A 26,616-nucleotide genomic window follows, 5' to 3' on the forward strand; every position below is an offset into this window, starting at 1 on the left:
CTCCGATTGAAAGGACGGTCAGGAAGACAGCGGTCAGCGCCGGGTTATTCACCCGAGGCGATGGGCGCCCCGGTTACACGAGAAAGAGCGGCCATTCCCACCCGGACGTCATGCCAGCTCTTGCCTTTGCCCCCTGAAGCCTGGGCATAGGCCGTGAATGCGTCCACCAGGTCCCGCGTGTCACCGGTCCCCAGGTCGAACGCGGTGAAGGCAGCCGTCACCCACCGGCGCGCGCTGCGCTGGGCCTCGCCAAAGGAGCGGGCGCGGCTCCAGGCGGCTACCAGCTCGCTGTGCACCTTGGCGACCTCCAGCCGGATGCCCGCGCGAATCTGCTTCTCCTGCGCGCGCAGCTTGTCCAGCTCGGCCCGCGCCTGTGCCAGCAGCGCGTCCTTCACCGGGATGTCGAACGTGCCCCGCATCACCAGGCCCACCCCGGCGGTCCGGTCGTTGAACGGATCGAACGCGAAGGGCGTGCGCTGCCGCGTGGCGCTGGTGGTGAAGCGCACGTCATAGAAGCCGGCGATGCCCAGGTCCGGGAAGTAGCTGCGCTCGCGGATGAAGACCTCCTGCTCGCGGGCGGCGATGCCCGCGGCGATGGCGGTCAGCTCCGGACGGTAGGCCTCGGCGCGGGCCAGGGACTGATCCAGGCTGGGCACCGGCACGTCCTCGTCCAGCTCCAGCTCCTCCTCCACCACCGTCACGGCGTCGTCGGGGCCCGCGTTGGCCAGCAAGCCAATGGCGGCGAGCGCCAACTGCCGGCCCTGCAGGGCCTCCGCCCGCTGCGCTTCGACAATCTGCCGGAAGAAGCGGACCTTGTGCGAGTCCACCGCGGACACCTGCCCCGAGTCCTCCTTGAGCAGCCGCTCGATGCGCGCCCCGGCGTCCTCCAGCCGCTTCGACACTTCCTCAATCTGCTGCAACCCGTTCTGGGCGAGCTGAAAGCCGAAGTACGCCTGCGCGGCCTGGAAGCCGACTTCATTCCGGACGCGCTCCCGCAGCGCCGCGCCCAGCACCGGCCCCTGCGCGCCGGCCTTCTCCAGCGCCGTCAGCTTGCCGAACGTGTAGATGGGCAGCACCGCGTTGCCCGTGGAGAACGCCGTCACGCCGACGCGGCCGAAGTTCAGGTCGCCCTTGAGCGTGGCCGGCGTCGTGGGAGGACCGCCGAGCCCGTCGTTGCGCGCCTCGGGCGTCGGGCCGCCCGCGCCCACGGTGATTTCGAACTTGGGGAACCAGGCCCAGCGCGCCTGGTCATGGAGCGCGTGGAACCTGCGCAGCTCCGCGCTCGCCTCCTCCACCCGTGAGTCGGATTCGCGGGCGCGCGCCACCAGTTGCGCCAGGGTGAGCGGCGCCGGACGCGCGGGCTTCGCCTCCGAGTCGGGCGCGTCCGTCACCGTGTCCTTCGCCTGCTCCGCCTCGGCGGCGGGCTCCTGGACGGGCGCGGGGGAGATGCCCGGCCCCCCACCCTGCGACCCTGGTGTCTCCTCGATGGTGCTGGGGGCGATGGCGGGCGGTCCCGGAGGGAGGTTCGGCCCGCCGGTGCCCACGCGCGGCGGACGCGTGCCGCTGGGTGCCCCCTGGCCCGGCGCGGCCGTGGGGGGGGCGTCGGAGCTGGGGGTGGTCAAATCCGGGGTGGCCGGCGCAGGCGAGGTGCCCGGCGTGGAGGGCGACGACGTGCTTCCGGTTCCCGGCGCGGGGCTGCTCCCCGTTCCCACCGAGCCAGGGGTGAGCTGCGCGCCGGCGACGCCCGCCGCGAGCACCAGCGCCACTGTCACGCCATGATCCAGGTGTCTGCGCATCAACCCGCCTTGTGGCGCTCCCCATATATGAGAACCCCGGGGCGGCGCAGCATGTCCGTTCGTCGCCGGGACGTCACCGGTGATGTTCGTCCCATATCCATCGCCTGGCACCGGGGCGCGTCTGGCCCCCCACGCCGTGGATGCCGCCGTGGCGTAGAACCCGTGACACTCGCGCGCGAAAAGGAGTTGGTGGGACGTGGCGCATGCAGCAGATTGCGCCCTGTTCCCGAGACAGAGGATCCCCACACATGCCCCATACCGATCGCGTCAAGCAGATCCTGTCGTGGTACCCGTCCGACAACCCCGGCACGCTGACCAACCTGGCCCGCCTGCTGAACACCGGCACGCTGGCCGGCACGGGCAAGCTCGTCATCCTCCCGGTGGACCAGGGCTTCGAGCACGGTCCGGCCCGCTCCTTCGGGCCGAACCCGGCTGGGTATGATCCGGACTACCACATCCAGTTGGCCATCGAGTCGGGCTGCAACGCCTACGCGGCGCCCCTGGGCTTCCTGGAGGCGGTGGCTGGCAAGTACGCGGGTGAGATTCCCCTCATCCTCAAGCTCAACAACTCCGACTCGCTGGCCAAGGTGCCCAACCCCATGTCCGCCGTGACGAGCTCCGTGAAGGACGCCGTCCGCCTGGGCTGCACCGCCGTCGGCTACACCATCTACCCGGGCTCTGGCGCGCGCAACGAGCAGTACGAGGACCTCCGCGACATCATCGCCGAGGCCAAGTCGTACGGCCTGCCCACCGTCCTCTGGGCCTACCCCCGCGGCAACCTCTCCAAGGAGGGTGAGACGGGCATCGACGTGGTGGCGTACGCGGCGCAGATCAGCGCGCAGCTCGGCGCCCACATCATCAAGGTGAAGCCGCCGCAGGATCACCTCGAGCAGGCCGAGGCCAAGAAGGCCTTCGAGAAGGCCGGCATCGCCACCAAGACGATGTCCGACCGCGTCCGCGAAGTGGTCCGCTCCGCCTTCAACGGCAAGCGCATCGTCATCTTCTCCGGCGGCGAGGCCAAGGGCACCGAGGCCCTGCTCGAGGAGATCAAGCAGATCAACGCTGGCGGCGGCTTCGGCTCCATCATGGGCCGCAACGCCTTCCAGCGTCCGCACGCCGAGTCCATCAAGCTGCTCAAGGACGTGATGGCCATCTTCGCCGGCAAGGCGTAGGCGCCAGGCGAACGCGGAGCCACAGTCCCGGGCCCGTCAGCCTCGCGCTGGCGGGCCTTTTTCGTGCGCGGCCTCGGAGCAATGCGCGACGCACGCGGCGCCGGAAAACAAAAAGGCCCGCCAGGTTTCCCTGGCGGGCCTCTTCATTTCAGAGTGGAGCTAATCGGGATCGAACCGATGACCTCTTGAATGCCATTCAAGCGCTCTCCCAGCTGAGCTATAGCCCCGTCTTTTGCTGCTGAGCCGCTTTGGGGAGCGGCCCGACCGGCGAAGTGGGTGCCTTCTACCGCTTCTTCGTTCCAGGCACCAGAACTCTTTGAGGCTTCGGTGCTTTTTTTTGTTCGTTCAACCGCGCGGCCACTTCCGCGCCTTCCATGAGGATGTCCGTGAGTTCGCGCGCGTGCGCCTCGGCCGCCTGCTCTGCTGCTTCAATGGCCTTGAGCGCCGCCTCGAATCCCGCGGGAAGCGTGAGCCGGCCCTTCTGCTGCTGGCGCCAGACGGCCTCGCCCAGCTCCCGGAACGCCTTCTCCTTCTGATCCTTCAGCACGGTGGTTCGCGCGTTCGCCCGAGCCAGGTCCGTGTTGCGCTCCACGGCCTCACGGAGCTGCGCCAGCCGAGCTTGCGCGGCCTCGAAAGCCTCGTTGATCTGCTTCACCACCTCGGACTGCTTCGAGTCGGCCGCCAAGTCAGTCACACTCCTTGAGGAATCAACGATTGCGTAGCGTGCGGTCTCGGAACCTGTCAACCCGGCCCCGGCCCCGTCCTTCTCAACCGCGCCGCGAAGAAGCCGCCCCCGGGAACCTTGGGAGGCAGCGCCTTGAGGTACGGCCCCTGCGCCGCCAGCGCGGCACGTTCCGCGCCGAGCACGTCTTCGACAGGCTCCAGCGTGAAGTCCGGGTGCTTCGCCAGGAAGGCCTCCACCACCGCCTCGTCCTCCTCGGGCATCACCGAGCAGGTCGCATAAACGATGAGTGCGCCCGGCTTCGCCTGGCGTGAAACCTCGTCGAGCAGCTCCGTCTGCGTGGCCTGGTAGCGAGCGACTTCCTGGGCCGTGAGCTTCCACTTCTGATCCGGCTCACGCGCCAGCGAGCCCGTCCCGCTGCACGGCGCGTCCACGAGCAACACGTCCGCGTCGGACAGGGGCAGCGGATGCGGAAACGCGACCTGTCTCAAGGAGAAGTGGCGCACGCGCTCGCGCGCCTCGGCCAGCCGGCGCCGGGAACGGTCGCCCGCGACCACCTTGCCCTTGGGGCCCACGAAGTCCGCCAGCGCCAGCGTCTTGCCGCCGGCCCCCGCGCAGATGTCCGCGACGGTGAAGCCCTCCATCGAACCCGCGGCGGGCCGGCACATCTCGGAGATGAGCTGGCTGCCCACGTCCTGGACCTGGAGTCTGCCGCTCTTCATCACCCGCGTTTCAAAAACGCGGTGGCTGGAGTCCGTCACCCGCACCGCGTCCGGCGCGGCGGCCACCGCCTCCGCGTTGACGCCCTCTTCCTTCAAAGCGGCGAGCACCGCGTCCCGGGTTCCCGGAGGCCGCGCGCGAAAGTGCAGCGACGGCTCCTCGTCGAGCGCCGCGAGCAATCCCTCCAACACGTCTTCCGGGTACACCTGCGCCAGGCGCAGCACGAGCCAGTTGGGGAACGAGTAGCGCGTCGCCAGCTTCTCCGCGTGGGACTCCGGCATCGGCGCTTCGGGCAGCGGCAGCTCCACCACGCGCTGGAGCAGGTCGTCCTTGATGGTGCGCGGGCGCACCGGGCCCGGCAGCCGGACCTCCGGGCCGATGCGCGTCCACCCCTCACCACAGAAGATGCGGCGCCAGAGGGCGTAGCGCACCAGCGCCTGGTCCTCCGTCAGCCCGACCTTCCCCATGGTGTGCCCCAGCAGCCGGGCCGCCAGGTCCAACAACCGCTGGTGCCGGGACAGCTCGCGCACCGCCATGGCGGTGAAGCGGCGCTCCTGCCCACCCAGGCCATTGGCCTCCCGCAGGGCGTTGGCGAGCGCGGCCTTCAAGGGCTCACCTCGGAGCACCGCGATGTGTGCCTCGAGCGCCGCCGTCGCGCCACGCCGAGAGGGACGACCCAGGCGCTCCGGGTCCAAGGGCGCTACCGGCCAGACGGAATCCACGTGCCTCAGCCCTGCCCTTTCAGTCCCACGACCACCGCCAGACAGCCCGCCGGGCTGCGAACCCGGGGCACCTGCCCGGCACCCAGGAAGAAGTATCCCGGGGCGGCGTACGACACGCCATCCACGTCGAGCGTGCCTTCGATCACACGCACCCCTTCACCCGCGGGCGACATGGGGAACGTCCAGTTGAAGTCCCCCCCAGGCGCCACGGACAGCCAGGCTTCACTGGGAGCTATCCTTGAAATCAACGGAGAGTGCGACCCCGCGACCTCCCCGGCCTGCGCATCCGGGCGCGCCGCTTGGAGGGTGGCCAGCCGTTCGCAGTCCTGACGCAGCGCGAGGAACCGCTCCACCAAGGAGACGATGTCCTCGATCTGAAAGGGCTTGAGCAGGATGGCGTCCGCCACCTGGGGCTGGATGGACTGGATGACCTCGTCCGGCGTGGCCGCGCTGACGATGGCCACCGCCTGCTGGCGCCGACGGGCGGCCTCCACGACGGTGCGGCCTCCCAGCTCACCGCCCGAAATCCTCAAGTCGGTGATGACCAGGACGAAACGCTCGGCCTCCAGGGCCGCGACCGCTTCCTCTCCGGTACTGACCGCATGGACCTCCGCGAGCTCGGAGATGAGCTCGCCCATGCCTTCCCGAAGGCTCGCGTCGTCCTCGACCAGCAACACCCTCATTTTAGGGGTACCTCCGCCGCCCCGACCTTAGGTGGAGCCTGTCCTCTATCAGGACCGGGCGCTTCCAGCGGAAGACCACCTCGCCGGTCCTGCCCTTCGGATTATGGCCCTCCCCGGACTCGAACCGGGACGCGGGGTCAGCCGCAGCGGATTTTGAGTCCGCCTCGTCTACCAATTTCGACAGAGGGCCCCCTGCTGTCGCGACGGCCGAACGTATACCGCGAGTTGATACCAAGTGCATCCGAAGATTGCGGTGCCGTACGCACATCGATAAGAGGGCCCCCCCATGTACAACCTTCTCATTTCCCTCGGTGTGGGAATTGCGGTCGCGCTCCTGGTGAAGGTGGCCGGCTTCTCCATCTGGGCCGGGCTCGTTCCCGGACTCCTGGCCCTCGTCGGCACCTACATCGTGCTTGCCCGTCGTGTGGCCAGCCGCATCCAGGCCCTGATGACGGTGGTCCAGAAGGACCTCCAGTCCCAGCCCACCAGCCAGAAGGACGCCCAGTCCCGGGTGGACCGGGCGGTGAAGACGCTGGAGCAGGGGCTCGTCTACGACAAGTGGCAGTTCCTCGTCGGCCCGGAGCTGCACTCCCAGATTGGCATGCTGAAGTACATGGTGAAGGACCATGACGGGGCCAAGGCCGCCTTCGACAAGGGCAGCAGCCGCAACTACATGGCCAAGGCCATGGAGGGCGCCCTCTTCTTCCAGCGCAAGGACTTCGACGCCATGAAGAAGGCGTTCGAGTCCGCCACCAAGAGCGGGAAGAAGGAGTCCATCGTCTGGGCGGCCTATGCCTGGTGCCTGCTCCAGAACAAGGACAAGGACGGCGCGCTGCGCGTGCTCGCCCGGGGCGTGGAGGAGAACCCCAAGGACGAGAAGCTCAAGGGGAGCCTCGCGGCGCTGCAGAACGACAAGCGCCTGAAGATGAAGCCGTACGAGCCCATGTGGTGGCAGTTCGGCCTGGAGGCTCCGCCGCCGGTCATGCCGCCCATGGGTGGCCGCCGCATGCAGTTCAACACCCGACGCTAGTGCCCCGTGGCGCGGCGCCCAGCGTCGGCCCGCGCACGGGAATAAGTACCGCTTCGCCGCTCAGCGCGCTGCAACGTCTTCCGACCCTGTACAACAGGGCGACGTAGACGGTGCGCAACCGCCCGGAAACACTCTGACCGCCCTCCCCCACCGAAGGGCATGCTGCTTGCTCCTGCCCCGTGCATACGGATGGCGGGGAAAGGCCCCGTCTCGCGGAGCCTGACAGGCTTGGCAGCCGGAGGTCTCGGGTGAAGGTTGTGGGCGTGGGGGTGTGCTTGCAGGACCGGGTGGCGGCGGATGCGCGTGGGGCGCAAGGGCGTTGGGAGCACACGGCAGGGCGTGGCACCCGAGACTTTCGGCCTGCCATTTCGCAGCAGCCGAGTGACGCGGAGTGGTGCATGGAACGGCGCGGCCGGACCTCCGAGCGGTCCCTTCTGCTCATCATCGAGGATGACGCGAATGTCCGCGAGAGCCTCGTGGACCTGCTCGCCGCCCGCTTCGACGTGCTCGCCGCGCCGGATTCGGATGCGGGGTTGGAGCTGGCGCGCGAACACCGCCCGGACCTCATCCTCCTGGACCGGTTCCTTCCTGGCGGCGACGGGCTCGCGGTGCTGGAGATGCTCCAGAGCGAGGCCCGCACGGAGGCCGTCCCCGTCATCTTCCTGACGGGCGACGCGGACGAGGCCACGTTGGAGCGCTGCCTGGAGATGGGCGCCGTGGACTTCATCCACAAACCCGCGAGCGCGCGGGAGCTGCTGGCGCGCATCGACCGGGCGCTGCGCCAGAGCGAACAGCAGCGCCGGCTCCAGATCCTGGCGCAGACGGACGGCCTCACGGGGCTGGCCAACTTCCGCGCCCTGACCATCCGGCTGGAAGAAGAGTTCCGCCGCGCCCAGCGCTACCAGTACCCGCTGAGTGTCGTCATCATCGACCTGGACCATCTCAAGGCCATCAATGACGGCATGGGGCATGACGTGGGCAATCGGGCCATCCTCGCCTTGGCGGCGCAGCTCAAGAACGAGCTGCGCGAGTCCGACTTCGCGGCGCGTTTTGGCGGAGACGAGTTCGTCGCCCTGCTGCCGCACCAGACGTCGATGGAAGCAGCCATCTTCGCCGAGCGCATCCGCACCGGGCTGCGCGCCGTCGGCGTGCAGAAGAGCGACGGCCGCCCTGCCCCCTTCGGCCTGAGTGTCAGTGTGGGCATCGCCGACCATACCTTCGAAGGGCCCAGGGAGGACACGGAGTCGCTGATGAAGGCGGCGGACGCGGCCCTCTACGAGGCGAAGCGCGAGGGACGGGATCGGGTGGTCGTATTTGGCCGTCCCACGAACGCCCCCTCCGCGCAGCGGCACTGAGACGGGGAACGGCGGGGCAGGCAACGGCGGGGCAGCAGCGAGGGCGCGGATGATGCTGGCGAACAGACTGGCGACAGGTTCGAGGGTAGCAGTCGTGGGAGGCGGCATTGCCGGAGCTGGGCTTGCCGCCTCCCTCCTTTTCAACGGGCGCGCGCGGGGCCTCTCACTGGACGTGCGCGTGTATTCGGGCGGGACGTCGGAGCGCACCGCCCCGCCGGCCGTCCTGACACCGGAGTGCCGCTCACGTCTGGCGGCGCTGGGCTGCCGAATTCCGCCAGAGTGGCGGGCGCACGAGCTGCGCGGTGTGGAGATCATCGCGGAGGGACGCCGCGAGCTGCTGGCCTCCGCGCCCGGGGGCCTGTGGGTGGTGGATGGCTGGCCCCAGGGACTGGGCGGACTCGAGCAGGTGCGCGACATCCTCGCCACCGCGGCCAGTTCCCAGGGGGCGCGCTTCCTCCCCCGGCACGTCGAGCGCGTGGAGCGACAGCCCCCCGCGCCAGACGCACCGGCCTCCGTGCGCGGCGCGGGCTCGCTGGTGGTGCGCGCCCAGGGCAGCGGTGACCGCTTCCACGCGGTGGCGCTGGCCTCGGGGGCCGGGCCGCTGATGGGTGACGCATTCTTCAAGGGCTTCAAGCCCGCGCCCACCGTGGCCGCGGTGCAGGCACGACTGCGCCACGCGGCGCCGCGCCTGGAGCTCGCTCCGGTGGCGCGGCTGTGGATCGCGCCGCTGCCGTCCGTGGACGCGCTGTTCCTGCTGCCGGGCGCCAGCTCCGTGTATGCGCTGGCCTTCGGCCCGGCGGTGACGCCCGCCGACCTGTGTCAGGTGCTGATGATGGCGGCGCGGGATGGGCTGGTGGAGGAAGGCTTCGAGCTGGCCGCCCTGGAGACCACGCGCCTGCCCTACGGACCCGGCCGGACGCTGGTGGCGCCCGGGCAGATCGCGGTGGGCCCGGCGGCGTTCGGGCATCCGCTCCAGATGGGTTTGTCGGAGACGCTGGCGTCGTGCAGCCGCGCCGCGGTGGCGCTGCTCGACGGCGGTCTGGATGTCGGGACGCTGGAGCGCCGCTATGTCCGCGAGGGACTGGGCGAGCTGTTGGAGGATGCCGCGGCGGGTGCCCGCACCATGACCTGGTTGCGCCGCGCCGGGCCCCGGGCTCCGGGTGCCTTCGTCAAGGCGCAGGGACGGAGGACGCTGGGCGGCACCTTCGGTGGCGGCGTACTGGGACTGAGCTCCCCCACGCCCATGGCGCTCCTGGGCGCCGCGCGGTGGGAGGGCCTGCGGGAGGTGTTGGGCTCGTGGCTGCGCACCACCATGGAGCCCGTCCCCACGGCCGTCCCGGAGCTGGAGCCGGACCTCTACTACGTGGTGGATGATGACCCGGACGCTCGAGACGCGCTGACCGCGCTGCTGGAGAGCACCGGCGCGAAGGTGGTGGCGTTCGCCGACGAGCTCGCCCTCTTCTGCGCCGTGGCACGGCGGCCGCCCACGGCCATCATCCTGGACGTGGTGCTGCACTGGGTGGACGGCCTGCGGCTGGCCGAGGGCCTGAAGCAACATCCCCTCACCCGGGGCACCCGCGTGCTGGTGATGAGCGGCCTCAACCGGCCCCATGTCCGGCAGCGCGCCCTGGACGCGGGGGCCGAGGCCTTCCTGCCCAAGCCCGTGGACCCGGACCGGCTGCTGCGCATCCTCACCGGACGCGTCCCGCTGACGCCCGAAGTGGCGCCCGCCCACGCGCCGGCGATGGCCGACGCACCGCGAGAGCTGTCCGCGGACCGTTACGCGTCCTGAGTGCCGGACGAGACGGCCACGGTGGCGACCGGGGCGTGGACCGCCTCGGCGCCGCCGGGCATCAGCGCCTTGAGGTTGGCGCGGATCGTCTCGCTGATGCGCTCCAGCGGCAGGTCGTTGTCGTCGTGGCCGAACGGGTCCTCGATCTCCACGCCGATCTCCTCGATGCCGAAGAAGATGTAGGCGACGATGAACGTGGCCAGCACCGTCAGCCAGCCGAAGCTGTCCACCAGCGCGAACGGCAGCGTGTAGCAATAGACAAGCAGCGCCCGTCGCAGGTGCATCATGTAGGCGAAGGGAATCGGCGTCTTGTGGATGCGCTCACAGCCGCCGATGTAGTCGATGAGCAGTTGGACGTTCTGGTCGAGCTGCATCTGCACGTATTCGGAGTAGTAGCCCCGCCGCCGGCCCTCATCGAGCACGGCGGACATCTTCTGCGCCACCGCGAGCGGCACGTGCTGGCTGCTCAGCACCGCGTTGGCCTCGTCGCGCGGCAGCTCGGTGGCCACGGGCCCCAGGTCCCGCTCTCCGCGGAGGTTGGCCGTGGAGGCGTAGGGGAACGTGCTGATCCACCGCAGCAGCGTGCTGTAGAGCGCCACGTCGTGGCGGATGAAGACGCCAGCGGCGCGGGCCAGGTTGCGCGTCTCGTTGACGATGCCGCCCCACAGCTTCCGCCCCTCCCAGAACCGGTCATAGGAGGCGTTGGTCCGGAAGACGAGCAGCAAGCTGAGAGAGATTCCCGCGAGCGTGTGCACTGTGGCCGGGATGTCCAACGGCCTCAGGTAGCGGTGTCCCGCGGTGACGCCCGCGGCCCACACGACGCAGACCAGGACCCGGGCCACGATCTCGCGGACCATCGAACCGCGAAGGTAATGGAAGTAGCTCCACCAACGGTGCGGATCGTAGTCAATCATATGGGCGTGGTGCGCCGTACGCTGCCGCGCCTGCGCCAGGCATGGCAAGCGCCTTCGCAAGGGGGACGCTCCGGAAGCGTCCATCCCCGACGAAGGCGCGGTGCGAACGCCTGCTCGCCTGTCAGCGGGCGATGTGGGCAGGCGACGTCGGCCCCCCGGACCGCAGCACCCGCCGCACCGTGAGCGCTCCCGCCATCAGAGCCACGCCTCGGAAGAAGATGCCGATTCCCACCAGCGTCCCCACCAGCCAGACGGCGGAGATAGGCCACTGCCGCATCACCATGATGCCCAGGAAGATGGACACCGCGCCGTAGAAGAAGTCCCAGCCCCACCGGGGATAGCGGTCCATCACCGAGGTGATGGCGTGGAAGAGCCCGCTGGCGAAGAAGTACCCGGCGAGCAGCAGCGTCATCGCGCCCAGCCCCGCGGCCGGATACACGAGGATGAAGAGGCCCACGACGACGGAGAGGATGCCGCCCAGCAAGTACAGCCAGAAGGGGCCACCGGACTTGCGCTCCCGAAAGGCGGAGATGATTTCCATCACCCCCGCGCCCGCCAGCAAGGCGCCGAACATGATAGCGGAGACCATGCTGGTGAAGAAGGCCGCCCCCAGCGCGACGATGCCCAGGAGCATGGTCAACAACCCCAGGATGAAGGGGCCACCCCATGCGGCCGAGTTCACCCTCGGCGTCACGTCAGGGTTCAGGATTTCCGGTTTGCGTTCATCGGTGAAGGCCATGACGACTGCTCCCGAATTGTGAGCACCATGGTGGCCGGGCAGACACGTCCGTCGAAGCCTCGGCACATCCACCACCGAACATGGGCTCCGGGACGGAGGGCGACAACGCTCGCCGGCCCTGCTTCGCCCCCCGCCTGCCCCACCCGCGAGGCCGGGCGGCTACTTCGCGCTGGCGGCGACATCCCGCGCGAGCGCTTCTTCGTACGGCGGTGACAGGAAGACGGCGCCGGGCTCCTTGCGGAACCACGTCAGTTGGCGCTTGGCGTAGCGGCGCGTCTCCTGCGCGGTGTCATGGATGGCCTCGGCCTCGGACATCCGGCCCTCCACGACGGCGCGCGCCTGCACGTAGCCCACGCTGCGCATGGGGGCAGCCTCGGCGTAGCCTTGCGCCAACAGCGCCCGCGTCTCCTCCACGAGCCCGCGCGCGAACAGCCCCTGCGTCCGGGCGTTGATGAGGCGGTACAGCGCGTCGCGCGGCGGTGCCAGGACGAACAGCCGGAAGGGATACCGGTCCGGCGCGAAGGCGTGGGCCCGCCGGAACTCCGACGCGGGGACGCCCGTCTGGGCATGAATCTCCAGCGCGCGGATGACGCGGACCAGGTCTTGAGGCGGCAGCTTCGTCGCGGTCTCCGGGTCCACCTCCGCGAGCTTCCGGTGGACGGCCTCTCGGCCTGACGCCGCCGCGAGCGCCTCCAGCTCCGCCCTCAGCGAGGGCAAGGCCCCGGGGGCCTCCAGCACGCCATGCAGCAACACGCGCAGGTACAGGCCCGTGCCTCCCACGACGAACACGGGCTTCCCGCGCGCGGCAATCGCCTCGATGACGGCGTCGGCGCGCCGCTGGTACTCGACGGCGGAGAACGACGCCATCGGGTCCACGGCGGACACCAGGTGGTGGGGCACCGCGGCCAGCTCCTCCTCGGAGGGCTTCGCCGTCCCGATGTCGAAGTGCCGGTACACCTGCTGCGAGTCCGCGCTGACAATCTCCCCGCCGGCACGACGCGCCAGTTCAATGGCCAGCGCCGTCTTCCCCGAGGCCGTGGGCCCGGCAATCACCGTCAGCGAGGGCCGAGGCGCGAGCTCCCCTTCCCCTTCACCCATGCCCCAGCGCTCCCTGGATGGCGGTGGCCACGGACGCATCCCGCGCGAAGACGAGCCGCACCGGCGCCACCTCCGACAGCAACCGCCCCGCGGCGGCGAGCAACCCACCCCGCCCGGCCGGCGTCGCCTCGGGTAGCAGTGCATTCAGCAACAACATCCGTCCCACCTCACCCGCCGGCTGAACCTCCCACCGGGAGGCGGCATCCCAGGCCAGCGTGCCCACGGCCGTCAACCGTGCCTCGACGGGCTGCCCCACATTCCAGGGCGTCCCCGCGGCTCGCCACCCACCACCCGCCTCCGGCCAGACGGCCACCAGCTCATCGGCCAGGACCTGGCCACCGGCCTGTCCCCAGAGCGCTCCGAGCGTGCTCTTCCCCGCGCCCGAATGCCCGGTGAACAGCGCGGCCCGGCCCTGGTGCGCGACGGCCACGCCGTGGACCAGCAGCCCGCCCCGTCGCGCCAGCGCCCGGGCGAGCATCACCTTCAACACCGTCTCGATGGGAAACCGGCCGCGCCCCACGACGTGGGCCTGGCGCCCGTCCGCGGACAGCGTCGCCTCGTAATCCTCCCCCGCGAGCCCCACGCCGCCGCCCTCCAGCCGCGACGTCCGGGGCAAGGTGCGAGTCGAAGGCTCGGGACGGAGCTCGGCGGGGGGCACGGCCCGCAGGCGCGCCACCTCCTCACCGGCAACGTCCCGGGAAACCACGAACCGGGAAAACAGCCGTCCGAGCGCGCCCGCCTCGGGGGCTTCCACTGCGACCGGCCAACCCGCGATGCGAAGGAAAAGCTCCGTCCGCGACAGCGAGCCTCCCGGAGGAAGGCTCAGGGAATGCACTCCGACTCGCCGGGAATCTGGCACTGGGAGATTTGCGCCAGTGCCACGAAGGGCTGCTCCCAGAGGATGGCCGGCGCCTCATAGGCGCGTCCCGTGACGGGCGGAGAAGTCTGGGCCGTGTCCGGCGTCATGGGGTGCTCGAGCGAAGGGGAAGGAACTGGCTTCAAGGGAACGGTACCGGGAACGCGCAGATACGGCCATCCTCGGAGCCCACATGCAGGCGGCCCACGGTGTGGTCGACGGTGGGAGTCCCGATTCGCTGCGCGCCGCCAATCGCGACCTGGCGGGAGTCGGTACCGTCATGCAGCTCGAGCTGGTGGACCCGCCCGTCGGAGCTGCCAACGTAGATGTGGGCCACCCCATTCCGGTTGAACGAGAACGTCCCAGACGGCGAGGCAATGGGCGTGCTCCAGCGCAACGACGGGAGCGAGTTGGCCGCCCCGGTGACGTCGTACAGCTCCACGCGGCCGGCGGACAGGCTGGCCACGAAGCCCCCGCCCTGGGGCCGCACGAAGCTGCTGAAGGCAGGCGTGCTCGGCGCGGGGCGCGTCGTCACAGGCAGGCTCCAGAGCAACTGCGCGGTCGCCACGTCGACACCGTGGACGCTGCCGTTGCTGTCCGTCACCAGAATCAGGTTGCTGTACGCGTTGCGCACCAGGCTCAGCTCGACGTCGCCCACGGGAAGCTGGGCAATCTGCTGCCCCGTCAGCGAGTTCAGCACGCGCAGCGTGTTCACCGAGCCCGAGTGCGAGCGCGTCGCCACGAAGAGCCGGTTGGTGGTGTAGTCCACCACCATGCCCCCGGCCACCATGCCCAGGTTGCCCGGGCGGTACGTCCACACGACGGCGCCCGTGGCGGCGTTCAGGGCCACCACCCGGTTCTGCGCGGCGCTCGAAAGCCGCGTGGCGAAGAACACCAGGTCGCGATTGGGGTGCGCGGACCGGTAGGCCGCGTTCGCGTAGTCGAAGAGCTGCGTGACGGGGAACGACTGGATGGTGCCAATGGGCTGGCCACCGTTGTCCCAGCGCCACAGCACCTGGCCGGTCTCCGCATGGAGCGCGCTGGCCACCCCGCCCTGGTCCCCCACGAGGATGTACTGGCCGGAGCGGCCATGCAGGGGGACGACCGGGAAGCGGCTGCCAATGAGGCCCGCCAGCGGACGCGGACGCCAACGCTCGGCGCCGTCCTGGGCCGGGTTCGTCACCTGGGTGAGGTTGGCCACCACGGAGTCGTTGAAGGCACTGAAGATGCCCGAGCCCAGCTCGGTGATGGGCTGCTGCGACGCATTCAACCCCACCGAGTAGCACCACAGCGGCGCCGCGCCCACGCGAGCCCGCGGCGTGGCCACCAGGGCCGCGGACGTGGGCTGGTTGCCCGTCGAATACCCGCGCGCGTCATCCATGTTGAAGACGCGGTAGAAGTACGTGGTGCCGTTGCTCACGGACGTATCGGTGAACGTGGTCGCGGCGCCGGCCTCATCCGCGTACACGACCTGCGCGTTCCCCAGCGTCATGCCCGCCGAGTAGCGCAGGCCCGGGATGGGCGAGGTGTTCGGCGCCTGGCCAACCGCGCGCACCACCACCGCGCCACGGTGCACCGCCGGGTTGTCCCACGTGAGCGTCACGCTGCCATCGCGCGCCACGCCGGTCAGCCGCGCCACTTCCGGCGGGAAGCCCACCAGCAACGTCAGCGGGGCCTCGACGCGAATGGCCGGGCCGCCGTAGTCGTCGATGAGGTGGAAGCGGTGGCGGAACGTCGTCGCGCCCGACAGCGACGGGCCCGCGCCGAAGTTCGAATACGTCACCGTGAAGGAGCGCTCGCCGTTGATGGGGATGCCGGTGGCGTTCGTGGACTCCCAGGTGAGGCCCGTGGTGTTGTTGGAGGCCAGGCGCCAGCCAGACGGCGTCGCCGAGGCGTTGGCGATGGTGAAGTAGTTCAGCGCCGGCCGCAGCAACGTGACCTCGTGCAGCGGCATCGGGCCCCGGTTCTGGATGGTGTAGACGATGGCCCGGCCCGTGGCGTTGGCGGCCACCGCGTTGACGTTCATGCGCACGCGGTGCAGCACCACCTGCCCCCGGTTCGAATCCACCACGCTCGACGCCACCGCCGCGCCGTTGCGCGTGGCATCCACCTGTCCCTGGAAGCGGTAGTCCGCGAACTGCGTGCCCGTCACCTGGTACCTCCACACGAAGTGCGCGGAGGCGCCCGGGTCCAGACGGGGCACGCTGGCCGGCGCCGGGCCCGACACGAGCGACACGGCCGCCGAGCCCGCGAACACGGGCGCCCGCGGCGTGACATTCAGGAAGGTGTCCGTCGCGGAGGGATTCGTCACGGTGAGCCGGACGCTCACCGTTTCGCCCGCGAACGCGTCCAGCGTGTCCACGTCCATGGCCACGGGCAGCGCGCCCACGTTGACCATCCGGGTATGGACCACCGGCGAAACGACGTTGCCCGAGCCATTGACGCCACGCACCTGGGCCACCAGCGTCCCGGCGGAGGTGGTCCTCGCGCGCGCGGAATACACGCCCGCGTTGCGGCTGGGGAGGTTCCACCGGAACGACGCCGGCTCGACGTCCATCACCTGGAACGAGACAGCGCCCGCGCCCGTGGAGGGCCCTTCGAGGGTGGTGTTGTTCTGCGACGTGCCCGTGCGGTTCTCCACCACCATGCGCGCGTCGATGTCACCGCCCACGCCCATGACGCTCGGCTGCACGGACACATCGGTGGCCAGGCCGGAGCGTGACCAGTTCGAGCCCGCCCCCGTCACGGACGTGGCGAAGTCGCCGCCCGCGCAGGTGTCGCGCGCCCGAGTGAAGGTCGGACCGAAGCGCTCGTTGTTCTGGTCGGTGTTCGAGACCGACGGCACCATCCGGAGCGTGAAGCGGGCTGTCTCGTTCTGCCCCAGGCCATAGGGGCCGCTGCCGTTGCAGGGCGCCAGGTTGTAGAAGATGACCCAACGCTCGGTGGCGATGTAGTCCACCCGCCACCCCGGCGGCGCGCTGGTGGACAGCAGCACGTAGCCGCTGGGCAGCTCGAAGTTCATCTCGTTGATGGTGCGGAAGTTCGTCGACCAGTTGAACGTGTTGTTGCGCACGTCCACGGTCAGCTCGGAGGCCTCGTCCATGACCACGCGGGGCCGGGAGTCACCGGGCTGCGCGACGGTGGTGATGACGGCGGTCGGGAACAGCGACTGCGCCCACCCGAGGGTGGGCGTCAACATCGCGACGGCGGCGGCGAGGCGGACGGAGGAGTGACGCATGGACAAGATCCTCACGGGTCCAGGGTGAAGGAAGCCGCCGTCAGGGGCTCCCCATCGAGGAAGAAGCGCGCTTCCCACGTCCCGCTCATGCCGGAGGTGGACACGGCCGTGCCGGCCACGGGCAGCGAGAAGCGGACCGTGTGGGACGCGTCCACGAGGGCGTCCACCTCGGTGGTCCGCCGCTCATACGGAAGCCCCGACGGCGGCACGAACTCCACGGACACCTTGCGCCGGCCCCGCACACCGCTGACCGTCAGGTCGACGTCCACCTGCTCCATGGACAACCCGCCCCGGCGACCCTCGTCCAACCCGATGAACGTGGCATCGCCCTGGGGAATCACGGGCGGAGGCGGCCGCTCTCCAATGTCCACGGGCGGCGGCAGCACGTCCGTGGGCTCCAGCGGATCCGCATCCTGCGTGGGCGGAGTGCGCACCGGGGCATAGGGCGCGACGCCCGCCTCCGTGCACGAGGCCAGCAACACCGCCGCCGTCAGGAACGCCAGGCGAACTCGCATCACCGTACCTCCTCCAGCGCGTCGATGAGGCCGAGCCGGCGCAGCTCCGTCAGGAACTTCAGCGTGTCCGGGAGCACCCGCTCCACCTCCCAGCCATGCCGCTGGGAGACGAACTCCACGAGCGCCCGCGCGGTGCGCGTCCCGTCGCAGAGCATCCAGACCTCCACGGCCGTCTCGTTGAGGCCACGCAGCGTGTTGCCTTCGGCGTCCAGGATGATGAAGTCCGCCCCGAAGCGCTGCCCCGAGACATCCTCGCGCCACCGTGGCGCGTGATCCGCGTGAAAATCCGTCATCGCCCACCTCGCCGGCCCAGCAGCGCCGCCAGCCGCCACTTCACGGCCACCCGAATTCGCCCCAACCACCGAGGGCCCTGATCCCACCCGGTCTCCAGGAGGGCACCGCCGCGGCGCACCTGCCGCACCCGCCCCAGCACCCGGGACGGCGGCAGCGGCGGATCCTCCGAGACCGTATTGTCACCTCGCAGCGCCACCGCGCCGGACTCCCACCGCGTCAGCCGGTGGAGCACCAGGGCGTGGTCGAACCGCGCCAGCAGCACGTCACCGGGACGTGGCGTGCCATCCAACGGCTCGACGCCGGCCTGATCACCCGAACGCAACGACGGCCACATGCTGTCCCCATGCACGGGGATCCAGCGCAGGGCCGAGGGCGCGACGGGGGAGGACAAATCGCGAGGCATCACGGGCCAGTCTAGCCGACCCGATCCGCTCCCGCGAGTTCCCTCCCACCGAATACCCCAGCGTTTATCAGGGGTTACGCGCCTGCCTCAATTTCTCAGACTTGGCAAGGAGCGCTCGGAATACTGTTCTCAACCCCACAGCGCCTACGCGGAAACACCCCGCTGAGCCCGCACTGTCTGGGCCACCGCGTCGAGCGCGACGGGGATGAGTTCCCCTCCGGCCATGGGCTTCAGCTTCGCCTGGCCGCTGGTGCGCTCCGCCTCCCCCAGCACCAGCGTGAAGTGGGCGCTGCTCTTGTCCGCGCGCTTCATCTGGCTCTTGAGGCTGCCGCCGCGGGTGTCGAACTCCACCCGCAGCCCGTCCCGGCGCAGGTGGCTGGCCAGGGTGAAGGCGGCGTCATGCGAGCCCGCGTCCGCCACCGCCACGAAGACATCCGGGCGGACGGCGAACTGCTGGCCGCTCTCCTTCAGCAGCAGCACCAGCCGATCCAGCCCGCAGGCGAAGCCGACCGCGGGCGTGTCGGGCCCGCCCAGGCTCTTCACCAGCTTGTCGTAGCGCCCGCCCCCGCCCACCGTGCTGGCGGTGCCCAGCGCGGGGTGCGAGGCGATGAACTCGAAGACGGTGCGCGTGTAGTAGTCCAAGCCGCGAACCATGCGCGGGTTCACCACATGCTGGATGTTCAGCGCCGTCAGCTTGCGCTGCACGTCGTCGAAGTGCGCGCGGCAGGGCTCGCACAAGGACTCCAGCACGTTGGGCCCGGCCGAGGCGATGGCCTGACACTTCGGGTTCTTGCAGTCCAGGACGCGCAGGGGGTTCTTCTCCATGCGCTTCTGGCAGTCCCCGCACAGCTCCTCGCGGCGCGACTGGAGGTACTCCACCAGCTTCGCGTGGTACGTGGGCCGGCAGGCCTCGTCTCCCAGCGAGTTGACGTTGAGGGTGATGTCCTTGAGGCCCAGCCGCTCCAGGAACTGGACCACCACATCCATCATCTCGACGTCCTGGGCGGCCTCCTTCGCGCCGTAGGCCTCCGCCCCGATTTGATAGAACTGGCGGTAGCGGCCCGTCTTCATCCGCTCGTAGCGGAACATGGGCCCCATGTAGAACCAGCGCGTCAGCGGCTCCTGGGTGTTGATGGAGTGCTCGATGTACGCGCGGGCCGCCGGCGCGGTGCCTTCCGGCCGCATGGACAGGCTGCGCTCGCCCTTGTCCATGAAGGTGTACATCTCCTTGCCGACGATGTCCGTCTCCTCGCCCACGCTGCGCACGAACAGCGCCGTGTCCTCCACCACGGGCGTGCGGATCTCACCGTAGCCAAAGCGGCCGAACACCTCGCGGGCCAGGCCCTCCACGTGCTGCCAGATCTCGATCTCCCCCGGGAGGAGATCGTTCATGCCCTTGACGCCGGCGACCTTCTGACTCACGTGATGACTCCAATGCGCTTGCCCAGCCGGACCACGGCCTCTTCCTGGAGGCTGTCGTCCCACGTCACGCGCTTGGGCTCGAACAGCAGGATGACGGTGGAGCCCATCTCGAAGCGGCCCAGCTCGCCGCCCTTCTCCACCTCGATGGCCGTCCCGTACGTGTGCACCTTGCCCGGCTGACCGGTGTGCGTTGTCACGTCGTCGTAGGCCGCCTTGATGCGCGACACACACGTGGCGCCCACCTTCACCACGGCGCACTTGCCCGCCACGGTGTCCAGGTACGTCACCAGCCGCTCGTTGACGCAGAACAGGGACTGCTTGTTCTTCACCGACGCGGGGTTCACCGGCCAGAACTCGCCGGGGATGTACGCGTAGCCGGTGATGGTGCCACCCAGCGGCGAGTGGATGCGGTGGTAGTCGCGCGGCGACAGGTAGATGGTCGTCCAGGCGCCGCCGTGGAACGGCTTCGCGGCCTCGGAGTCACCCAGCAGCTCGTCCACCGTGTACTCGATGCCCTTGGCCTGCAGGCACCGGCCGTTGTCCGAGTACCCCACCTGGGACACCCGGCCATCCACGGGCGAGACGACCACCTTCTCACCCGCATCCACGGGACGCAGCCCCGGCTTGAGGCTCCGGGTGAAGAACTGGGCGAAGGTCGGGAAGTGGTCGAAGGAGTGCTCGGCCTCCTCCATGTCCACGTTGTAGGCCTTGGCGAAGGCGCGCATCGCGGCCTGGTGCACCGGCGCGGGCACGGGCAGGCGGGTGGCCACTCCCACCACGGTGGAGAGCGCGGACTTCGGCAACACCTGCATCAACTTCATGAAAGTCTGGTCGTTCATATCGGCGAATCGTGGCTAGCGGCCGGCGTCGGTCGCGGGTGCCGGGCCTCCGTCAGCCTTGGACGGGACCATGTTCACGGCACTCTTGGGTAACAGCGTGAGCACCTTCCCCTCTTCGATGAGCAGGAACGTGTCTTGATGCTGGGGGTACTCCAGGCGGCAGGCGGTGCGGTCGGCGAGCTGCCAGGTCTCCCGCATCCCCCGCCCCTGCACGTCGATGGGCGCGCCCCGCTGGAAGCAGCCCCGGAAGCCCGCGATCAGCTCGGACGCCGCGGTTCCCGCCTGGGGACCATTGCCCGTGCCCGCGTCCTCGGGGCCCGCGTCGGGCGGCTGGGCCGGCGCGGGCGCTGCCGCCGGCTCGTCGTTCGTCGGAGCCACGTAGGACCCCGGCGGAAGCTCACGGGCGCTGGCGACGGCCTTCTCGCGCTCGAGGGCCGCCGCCTCCATCCGCTGGCGGCCTTCCTTGATGCGCTGGAGCAGCTCGCGGGCGCCCTCGGCGTCCAGGCTGTCCGCGGGGACGCGCTGGAGCTGCGCTTCAATCTCGCCCACGCCTGGATCCAGATAGGCCTCGTCCAGCTTCTGCGAATACAGCGCGCGGAAGCGACGGGCGGCCTCTTCGTACTCGGCGGAGGGCGCGGGCGGCGTGCGGCGGCACGCGGTGGGCGCCAGCGTGAGCAGGACGGCGGAAACGACGCCCACGAGGGGCCTGAGGGACGCTCGGAGGACCAGGGTGCGCACGGCACGGGTTTATGTCATTTCCCCGCGCCTGTCCGCCTTTTGTACCCCGGCGCCCCGCTCAAACGCCCAGGAACAGGCGCTTGCCGAAGTTCAGCGCCAGGTCCGCGTCGAAGATCTTCTGCGCCGACGTCTCGATGTCGTACTCGACGCGGATGTACTCCACCGTGCGCGCGTCCGTGTCGCAGATGACGAAGCACGCCCGGTTGTCGTAGTCGCGCGGCTGGCCCACGCTGCCCACGGAGATGATGTACTTGTAGCCCCGGCGGATGCCGAACTTCTGGGCCACCACGTCGTTCACCTCGCCATTGCCAATGGCGAAGGCGCGGCACAGGTGGCTGTGGCCAATGAAGGTCACCTCGGGCAGCTCCGCCACGTAGGGCGTCAGCTCCCGGGCCTGCTCCAGCGCGAAGATGTACTCGTACGCCTTCGGGTCGATGGGCGACCCATGGCAGAAGCCCACGTCGCCAATCCGGTACGTGTACGGGAGGCTGCGCAGCCAGGCCATGTTCTCGTCGGTGAGGACGTTGGCGGACCAGTCCAGCGCGTGCCGGGCGGCGTCGTAGTAGTACGAGTAGTCCATCCGCCCCGCCACCGCGGCGTCATGGTTGCCCAGCAAGGTGACCTCCGCCACCGAGCGCACCAGCTCACAGCACGGATTGGGGGACGCCCCGTAACCGACGATGTCTCCCAACGAGACGAACCGATCCACCTTCTGGTGTTCGGCGACGCGGAGCACCTCGGTCAGCGCCTCGATGTTGGAGTGGATGTCGGAGATGACGGCGATACGCATGGGGGGCCTCGGTCCGGTGGCTGGAGTTCAACCCGCCCAGCCGGCCTTCACCTGGGTCTGCTGCTGCTGCGAAATCATCTGACGGAGCCGGCCCAGGGTATCGCTGTCCAGGGACTCGAAACGCAACCCCATGCCCGCGGGATGCGTGCGCTCCTCCGTCTCCCTCAACCAGACCACCGTCGCCTTCGCGTGGATGTCGGGATGGCCCGTTGGCGTCAGCTTGACGACCGCGCGTGCGCCCCGGGCCAGGGGCGTGCTCGTCCGGAGGAACAACCCTCCCTCACTCAAATTCGAGATTCGCGCATAGAGCGTGACGTTGTCACCCTCGCACCAGCACCGAAGCTGTGTGGGAATCCGCCTGGACTTTCGGTTTTCGCTCAACCCGGAACCTTCTTCCGTCACCCGAATCCGCAGCCTAGGGACGGCCTGATTCCACAGTCAAGTTCAGGGGCGGCCTTCCGCACCGCCCCTGCCCGAGCGAGGACTCAGCCCTCCACCGGGCCCAGGTCCTCGAAGTGGGTCAGCTTGCGGAACTCCGCGAAGCGGGCGTGGATCTCCGGGCGGGTGACCTCGCGCAGGCGCTCCAGGCTGAACTTCTCCACCGTGAAGGAGGCCATGACGCTGCCCATGACCATGGCGCGGCGCAGCAGGGCCGAGTCCACCACGCCATTGGAGGTGGCCAGCGCGCCCATGAAGCCGCCAGCGAAGGTGTCACCGGCGCCGGTGGGGTCGAAGACCTCGGCCAGGGGGAAGGCCGGGCAGGCGAAGATGTGTTCGCCGTCGAAGAGGAGCGCGCCGTACTCGCCGCGCTTGATGACCACGCGCTGCGGGCCCATGGCGAGGATGGCGCGGGCGGCCTTCACCACGTTGTGCTCGCCGGCGAGCTGGCGGGCCTCACCGTCGTTGACGAAGAGCAGGTTCACCCGGGACAGCGTCTTGATCAGCGCCTGACGGCTGCCCTGGATCCAGAAGTTCATGGTGTCGGCGGCCACCAGCTTGGGGGCCTTGATCTGATCCAACACCTGCGACTGGAGCTCCGGGTGGATGTTGCCCAGGAAGACATAGGGCGTGTCGCGGTACGCCTCCGGCAGCTTGGGCGAGAAGGACTGGAAGACGTTGAGCTGGGTGTCCAGCGTCTGCGCCTCGTTCAGCTCGTAACCGTAGCGGCCCTTCCAGCGGAAGGTGCGGCCGGCCTCACGGGTGAGGCCCTCCAGGTCGATGCCGCGCCCGCGCAGGAAGTTCAGGTGCCCTTCGGGGAAGTCCTCCCCCACCACCGCGACCACGCGCGTGGGACTGAAGAACGAGGCCGACGTGGAGAAGTAGGTGGCCGAGCCCCCGAGGATGTCCTCCTTCTGGCCGAAGGGGGTTTCCACCGAGTCCAGTGCGACGGAGCCGACGACGAGCAGGGACATGCGAGCTTCCTGGGGGGATATGCCGTGAGAAAGGCACGGCGCTCCCCGGAACCCCGTGCCCATGCCGGGTACGTTGTTTCCCGTTTTCCGTCAAGCACCGAGCGGGGGGATCAGGGCAGTGGAATGCCTGTCAAGGTGAGGATGGCCTTCAGGTCGTCGTCGGTGAAGAAGAGTCCGCCACCGACGAAGAAATCGCGGCCAGCCACCAGGCGACGGGTCGCCAGGTCCCGCTGCTGCGCGTTGAGCATGTCGTCCATGCCCGCGATCAAATAGAGATGATCAATGGGCTGGGCGCGGATGGCGGCGCGCAGACGCGGGTAGCGCAGCTCATCGTCCGCGAAGTTGAAGGCGTCCAACTGGAACCGCAGCGCGTCGTTGAAGAAGTGCAGGTCGGTGCCCACGCCGCCCGTGGACTCGATGAGGCCCACGCGCAGCGTGGCGAAGTACCAGCGCTTGGCGAACTGCGCGCTGATCTTGAGGCTCTCGCGCGTCACCTTGCGCGTCTGCACCACCGGGTCCCCTTCGGACGGCGGGTTGTTCTGCACCACCTCCGTCGTCACGGTGCCGCGCGGGTCGTCCACCAGCTCCAGCAGGTAGAACTTGTCCGGCTTGGGGATGAGCCGCACGGAGAAGATGTTCTTCGAATTGCCCTGCGCGGCCAGGTACGTGCTCTGGATGCCGATTTCGGCCTGGAGGTCCGTCAGGCGCGAGGCGAAGCGGGACACATCCTGCACCGTCTCGCGCAGCTCGCGGCCCACCGTCTCGTCGGCCAGCAGCACGCCCGCGGCGCCCTCCCCTTCCTTCACCTTGCGGGTGATCTCCTCCAGGTTGCCCAGCGTTCCGTCCAGCTTCTTGAGCGTGTCCTTGATGCTGGACACCGTCTCCTTCACGTCGCCCTCGTTGCTGCCCACCATGTTCTTCACGCTCGCGAGCACCGTGCGCACGTCGCGGGTGATGAACTCGATGTTGTCGACGATGCGGGAGATCTCCGCCTGGTTCCCCTGGGTGATGCCGCGCACGTCCTGGGAGATGCCCTCCACGTTGCCGACGATGGTGTCCAGGCGGTCCGCGTTGCGGCGCACCGTGGCGTCCACCGAGTCCGACAGCCGCACCAGGTTCTCCACGATGCGCTGGAGCGAACCGGCGCCGCGCTCCCCGCCCAGCACCTCGCGCAGCGCCCCCGTCACTTCTTGAATGTCGGCGGTGATCTGCGACAGCGATTCGAAGACGGCCTCCATGCCCTGGGTGTCGATGACGCGGCGGATCTGCCCGCCGCTCTCCAGGTTGGGCGCGCCTTCCGTGCCAGGGTTGAGGTCCAGCAGGTAGTCGCCCAGCAGGGATTCCGAGCGCTTGGTGACGACCGCGTCCTCGCGCAGATCCACGTCCTTGCGGATCTTCAGCCACACCTTCGCCCGGGTGCCCTCCAGGGAGATGCCGTCAATCTCGCCCACGGGGATGCCGGCGATCTGCACCCGCCCGCGCACGGCGAGGCCGGAGGCATCCCGGAAATAGGCCCACACCCTCGTGGATTCGCTGTCGCTCAAACCACCTTTGCGAGCGAACAGCACGAAGGTGACGAGAAAAGCCCCCGCCGCGATGACCAGCAGGCCCACACGGAAGGGCGTGACGAGCTTCTTCACCTGTTGTGACTCCGAGCGCGACCGGCCGGGCGGGACTCTAGCGTTTTGCATCCCGAGTGCCACAAATTCGTGCGGCGCCCGGGGTTCGGCGGCCCCACTGCCACGTCAGTTCTTCCCGAACCACGTCTCCAGGAACACCTTCACCGCGGGGTGCTCGGACTCCCGGAGTTGCTCCGGCGTCCCGTTGGCCACGATGACGCCCTTGGAGAGGAAGGCGATCTGGTCCGCCACGTTGAAGGCGGACGAGATGTCGTGGCTGATGACCACGCTGGTGACGCCCAGCTCCCGCTGCGCGGCGAGGATCATCTCGTCCACGTAGTCGGTGGTGATGGGGTCCAGGCCCGTGGTGGGCTCGTCATAGAGGACCACCTTGGGGTCCATGACGATGGCCCGCGCCAGCCCCACCCGCTTGCGCATGCCGCCGGACAGGTCTGCGGGGAAACGGTCCTCGACGTCCTTCTTGAGGCCCATCAAATCCAGCCGCGCCCGGACCTTCTGGCGGATGACGTCCTCGGGCTCCCGCGTGTGCTCACGCAGGGGAAGGCCACGTTCTCGAAGACGGTCATCGAGTCGAACAGCGCCGCCGCCTGGAACACCATGCCGAACGTGTTGCGCACCTGCTGGAGCGCCTCCACGCCCATGGGGACGATGTCCTCCCCGTCGATGATGACCTTGCCGCTGTCCGGCTTGAGCAGGCCAATCATGTGCTTCATCAGCACCGTCTTCCCGGAGCCGGAGCCGCCCAGGATGACGCAGGTGCTGCCCGCGGGCACCGTGAGGTTGATGCCGGTGAGGACCTTGTGGTCGCCAAACGTCTTGTGCAGGTCCTCGACCTGAATCATCGGCCGGGAGGCCGCGGGGGACCTGGAGGCCGGGGACGCCATCAGAAGAAGAGGACGCCGATCATGAAGTCGAGGATGAAGATGGACAGCGCGCTGGCCACCATCGCCTCGGTGGTCGCCTGCCCTACCCCCTTGGCGCCGCCCGAGGCGTTGAACCCCTTGAAGCAGCAGATGAGCGCCACGGACAGCCCGAACACGGCGCCCTTGATGAGCCCCTGGAACACATCTTCGGGCGCCAGCCATTGCTGGGTGCGCGACAGGAACGTGCCGGGCGAGATGCCCAGGCCCCCACGGCCACCACGTACGCGCCGCCCATGCCCATGGTGTTGAAGAGCATGGTGAGGGCGGGGACCATGAAGAGGCCCGCGAGCACCCGGGGGACCAGCAGGTACTGCACCGGGTTGACGGCCATGGTCTCCAGGGCGTCCACCTGCTCGGTGACGCGCATGGTGCCCAGCTCGGTGCACATGGCGGAGCCGGCGCGCATGGTGACCATCAACGCGGAGAACACGGCCGCCAGCTCGCGCGTCAGGGTCAGCGCCACGGTGGGCCCCACCAGGCTCTCCGCGTCGAAGAGCTGGAAGGCCGTGGACGTCTGGAGGGCGAAGACCATGCCGGTGAACGCACCGGTGAGCGACACGATGAAGATGGACCCCACGCCTACGAAGTCCAGTTGGGCGAAGAGGTTGGCCAGCCGGAAGGGCCGACGCACGCTCCAACGGAACACATCCAACCCCATGGCGACGATGCCGCCCAGGGTGCTGACGACGTCGATGAGCCCCTGACCGAAGCTTGTGACAGCCTGGGTGAAGAGCCCGGGCTCGCGCGCCGGCTTGGTGGGGGTCTGCATGGTCATGCGTTCGGCGCTACTCTTATGGCGGCCTGGAGGCCGGCACAAGACCCAGGGAGGCAGGCGACGAAGAC

At 69.3% G+C, this 26,616-nt stretch carries 24 protein-coding genes, 2 tRNA genes and 2 pseudogenes; 4 read left to right on the forward strand and 24 right to left on the reverse strand.

Features of this window, described 5'->3' with window-relative positions; translation table 11 throughout:
* Positions 1–44: 44 nt before the first annotated feature.
* Positions 45–1,796, reverse strand: coding sequence for a TolC family protein (locus A176_RS15370; protein ID WP_044890920.1), 1,752 nt, complete (start codon positions 1,794–1,796; stop codon positions 45–47).
* A gap of 248 nt (positions 1,797–2,044) precedes the next feature.
* On the opposite strand from A176_RS15370, the gene A176_RS15375 reads away from it, so the two are divergent.
* A complete protein-coding gene (locus A176_RS15375) occupies positions 2,045–2,968 on the forward strand; it encodes a class I fructose-bisphosphate aldolase (RefSeq protein WP_002640050.1) in 924 nt (307 codons plus the stop codon).
* Between the two features lie 154 nt (positions 2,969–3,122).
* Here the strand turns inward: A176_RS15375 and A176_RS15380 are convergent.
* The 5 genes from A176_RS15380 to A176_RS15400 form a co-directional block, all read right to left on the reverse strand.
* Positions 3,123–3,195, reverse strand: a tRNA-Ala gene (locus A176_RS15380).
* 56 nt (positions 3,196–3,251) lie between these two features.
* Positions 3,252–3,653, reverse strand: a complete 402-nt coding sequence (locus A176_RS15385) for a hypothetical protein (RefSeq protein ID WP_002640051.1) — start codon at positions 3,651–3,653, stop codon at positions 3,252–3,254.
* Positions 3,654–3,709: 56 nt separating this feature from the next.
* Positions 3,710–4,996 (reverse strand): methyltransferase domain-containing protein, encoded by a 1,287-nt coding sequence (locus tag A176_RS15390; protein WP_044890932.1) that lies wholly within the window; start codon positions 4,994–4,996, stop codon positions 3,710–3,712.
* A gap of 101 nt (positions 4,997–5,097) precedes the next feature.
* On the reverse strand, positions 5,098–5,775 hold the full coding sequence (locus tag A176_RS15395; protein WP_002640053.1) for a response regulator: 678 nt from the start codon (positions 5,773–5,775) through the stop codon (positions 5,098–5,100).
* 104 nt (positions 5,776–5,879) lie between these two features.
* Positions 5,880–5,965, reverse strand: a tRNA-Leu gene (locus A176_RS15400).
* Positions 5,966–6,061: 96 nt separating this feature from the next.
* Between A176_RS15400 and A176_RS15405 the strand changes: the two genes are divergently transcribed.
* The 3 genes from A176_RS15405 to A176_RS15415 all read left to right on the forward strand — a co-directional run bounded on the left by A176_RS15405 (position 6,062) and on the right by A176_RS15415 (position 9,952).
* Positions 6,062–6,805 carry a tetratricopeptide repeat protein gene (locus A176_RS15405; RefSeq protein WP_002640054.1) on the forward strand — a complete coding sequence of 248 codons (744 nt, stop codon included), beginning with the start codon at positions 6,062–6,064 and terminating at the stop codon, positions 6,803–6,805.
* A gap of 398 nt (positions 6,806–7,203) precedes the next feature.
* Positions 7,204–8,160, forward strand: coding sequence for a diguanylate cyclase (locus A176_RS15410; protein WP_002640056.1), 957 nt, complete (start codon positions 7,204–7,206; stop codon positions 8,158–8,160).
* A 49-nt stretch (positions 8,161–8,209) separates the two neighbouring features.
* Positions 8,210–9,952, forward strand: coding sequence for a response regulator (locus A176_RS15415; RefSeq protein ID WP_044890918.1), 1,743 nt, complete (start codon positions 8,210–8,212; stop codon positions 9,950–9,952).
* Here A176_RS15415 and A176_RS15420 read toward each other — a convergent pair.
* The 18 genes and pseudogenes from A176_RS15420 to A176_RS15500 all read right to left on the reverse strand — a co-directional run bounded on the left by A176_RS15420 (position 9,940) and on the right by A176_RS15500 (position 26,548).
* Positions 9,940–10,866: a bestrophin family protein gene (locus tag A176_RS15420; RefSeq protein ID WP_002640058.1), complete on the reverse strand. Its 927-nt coding sequence runs from the start codon at positions 10,864–10,866 to the stop codon at positions 9,940–9,942. The two genes, A176_RS15415 and A176_RS15420, sit on opposite strands and share 13 nt — an antisense overlap.
* 121 nt (positions 10,867–10,987) lie before the next feature.
* Positions 10,988–11,605, reverse strand: a complete 618-nt coding sequence (locus A176_RS15425) for an HdeD family acid-resistance protein (protein WP_002640059.1) — start codon at positions 11,603–11,605, stop codon at positions 10,988–10,990.
* A 159-nt stretch (positions 11,606–11,764) separates the two neighbouring features.
* A complete protein-coding gene (gene miaA, locus A176_RS15430) occupies positions 11,765–12,703 on the reverse strand; it encodes a tRNA (adenosine(37)-N6)-dimethylallyltransferase MiaA (RefSeq protein WP_002640060.1) in 939 nt (312 codons plus the stop codon).
* The gene (locus A176_RS15435; protein WP_002640061.1) at positions 12,696–13,538 is read right to left on the reverse strand and encodes a hypothetical protein; all 843 of its coding nucleotides are present in this window, start codon (positions 13,536–13,538) and stop codon (positions 12,696–12,698) included. The genes miaA and A176_RS15435 overlap by 8 nt, the downstream gene beginning before the upstream one ends.
* Positions 13,526–13,669 carry a hypothetical protein gene (locus A176_RS39340; protein ID WP_002640062.1) on the reverse strand — a complete coding sequence of 48 codons (144 nt, stop codon included), beginning with the start codon at positions 13,667–13,669 and terminating at the stop codon, positions 13,526–13,528. The genes A176_RS15435 and A176_RS39340 overlap by 13 nt, the downstream gene beginning before the upstream one ends.
* Positions 13,670–13,701: 32 nt before the next feature.
* Positions 13,702–16,797 carry an outer membrane protein assembly factor BamB family protein gene (locus A176_RS15440; protein WP_002640063.1) on the reverse strand — a complete coding sequence of 1,032 codons (3,096 nt, stop codon included), beginning with the start codon at positions 16,795–16,797 and terminating at the stop codon, positions 13,702–13,704.
* Positions 16,798–16,808: 11 nt separating this feature from the next.
* On the reverse strand, positions 16,809–17,312 hold the full coding sequence (locus A176_RS15445) for a hypothetical protein (protein WP_002640064.1): 504 nt from the start codon (positions 17,310–17,312) through the stop codon (positions 16,809–16,811).
* Complete coding sequence (locus tag A176_RS15450) at positions 17,312–17,605, reverse strand: PqqD family protein (RefSeq protein WP_002640065.1); 294 nt, start codon at positions 17,603–17,605, stop codon at positions 17,312–17,314. Before A176_RS15450 ends, A176_RS15445 begins: the two co-directional genes overlap by 1 nt.
* Positions 17,602–18,009 carry a S24 family peptidase gene (locus A176_RS15455; protein ID WP_082282749.1) on the reverse strand — a complete coding sequence of 136 codons (408 nt, stop codon included), beginning with the start codon at positions 18,007–18,009 and terminating at the stop codon, positions 17,602–17,604. The genes A176_RS15450 and A176_RS15455 overlap by 4 nt, the downstream gene beginning before the upstream one ends.
* A 144-nt stretch (positions 18,010–18,153) precedes the next feature.
* A complete protein-coding gene (gene hisS / locus A176_RS15460) occupies positions 18,154–19,431 on the reverse strand; it encodes a histidine--tRNA ligase (RefSeq protein WP_002640067.1) in 1,278 nt (425 codons plus the stop codon).
* Positions 19,428–20,270, reverse strand: coding sequence for an archaetidylserine decarboxylase (gene asd / locus A176_RS15465; protein ID WP_002640068.1), 843 nt, complete (start codon positions 20,268–20,270; stop codon positions 19,428–19,430). Before asd ends, hisS begins: the two co-directional genes overlap by 4 nt.
* A gap of 15 nt (positions 20,271–20,285) precedes the next feature.
* A complete protein-coding gene (locus tag A176_RS15470) occupies positions 20,286–21,008 on the reverse strand; it encodes a hypothetical protein (protein WP_044890916.1) in 723 nt (240 codons plus the stop codon).
* A 58-nt stretch (positions 21,009–21,066) separates the two neighbouring features.
* On the reverse strand, positions 21,067–21,798 hold the full coding sequence (locus A176_RS15475) for a metallophosphoesterase family protein (protein WP_002640070.1): 732 nt from the start codon (positions 21,796–21,798) through the stop codon (positions 21,067–21,069).
* A gap of 27 nt (positions 21,799–21,825) precedes the next feature.
* Positions 21,826–22,200 (reverse strand): TIGR02266 family protein, encoded by a 375-nt coding sequence (locus A176_RS15480; RefSeq protein WP_044890915.1) that lies wholly within the window; start codon positions 22,198–22,200, stop codon positions 21,826–21,828.
* Positions 22,201–22,283: 83 nt separating this feature from the next.
* Positions 22,284–23,210: a PfkB family carbohydrate kinase gene (locus tag A176_RS15485; RefSeq protein WP_002640072.1), complete on the reverse strand. Its 927-nt coding sequence runs from the start codon at positions 23,208–23,210 to the stop codon at positions 22,284–22,286.
* 110 nt (positions 23,211–23,320) lie between these two features.
* Positions 23,321–24,850, reverse strand: coding sequence for an MlaD family protein (locus tag A176_RS15490; protein WP_002640073.1), 1,530 nt, complete (start codon positions 24,848–24,850; stop codon positions 23,321–23,323).
* Between the two features lie 105 nt (positions 24,851–24,955).
* Positions 24,956–25,692 (reverse strand): annotated as a pseudogene (locus A176_RS15495) (ABC transporter ATP-binding protein).
* Positions 25,693–25,733: 41 nt separating this feature from the next.
* Positions 25,734–26,548, reverse strand: a pseudogene (locus A176_RS15500) (MlaE family ABC transporter permease).
* Between the last annotated feature and the right edge of the window lie 68 nt (positions 26,549–26,616).

The organism is Myxococcus hansupus, assembly GCF_000280925.3.
GTDB lineage: Bacteria > Myxococcota > Myxococcia > Myxococcales > Myxococcaceae > Myxococcus > Myxococcus hansupus.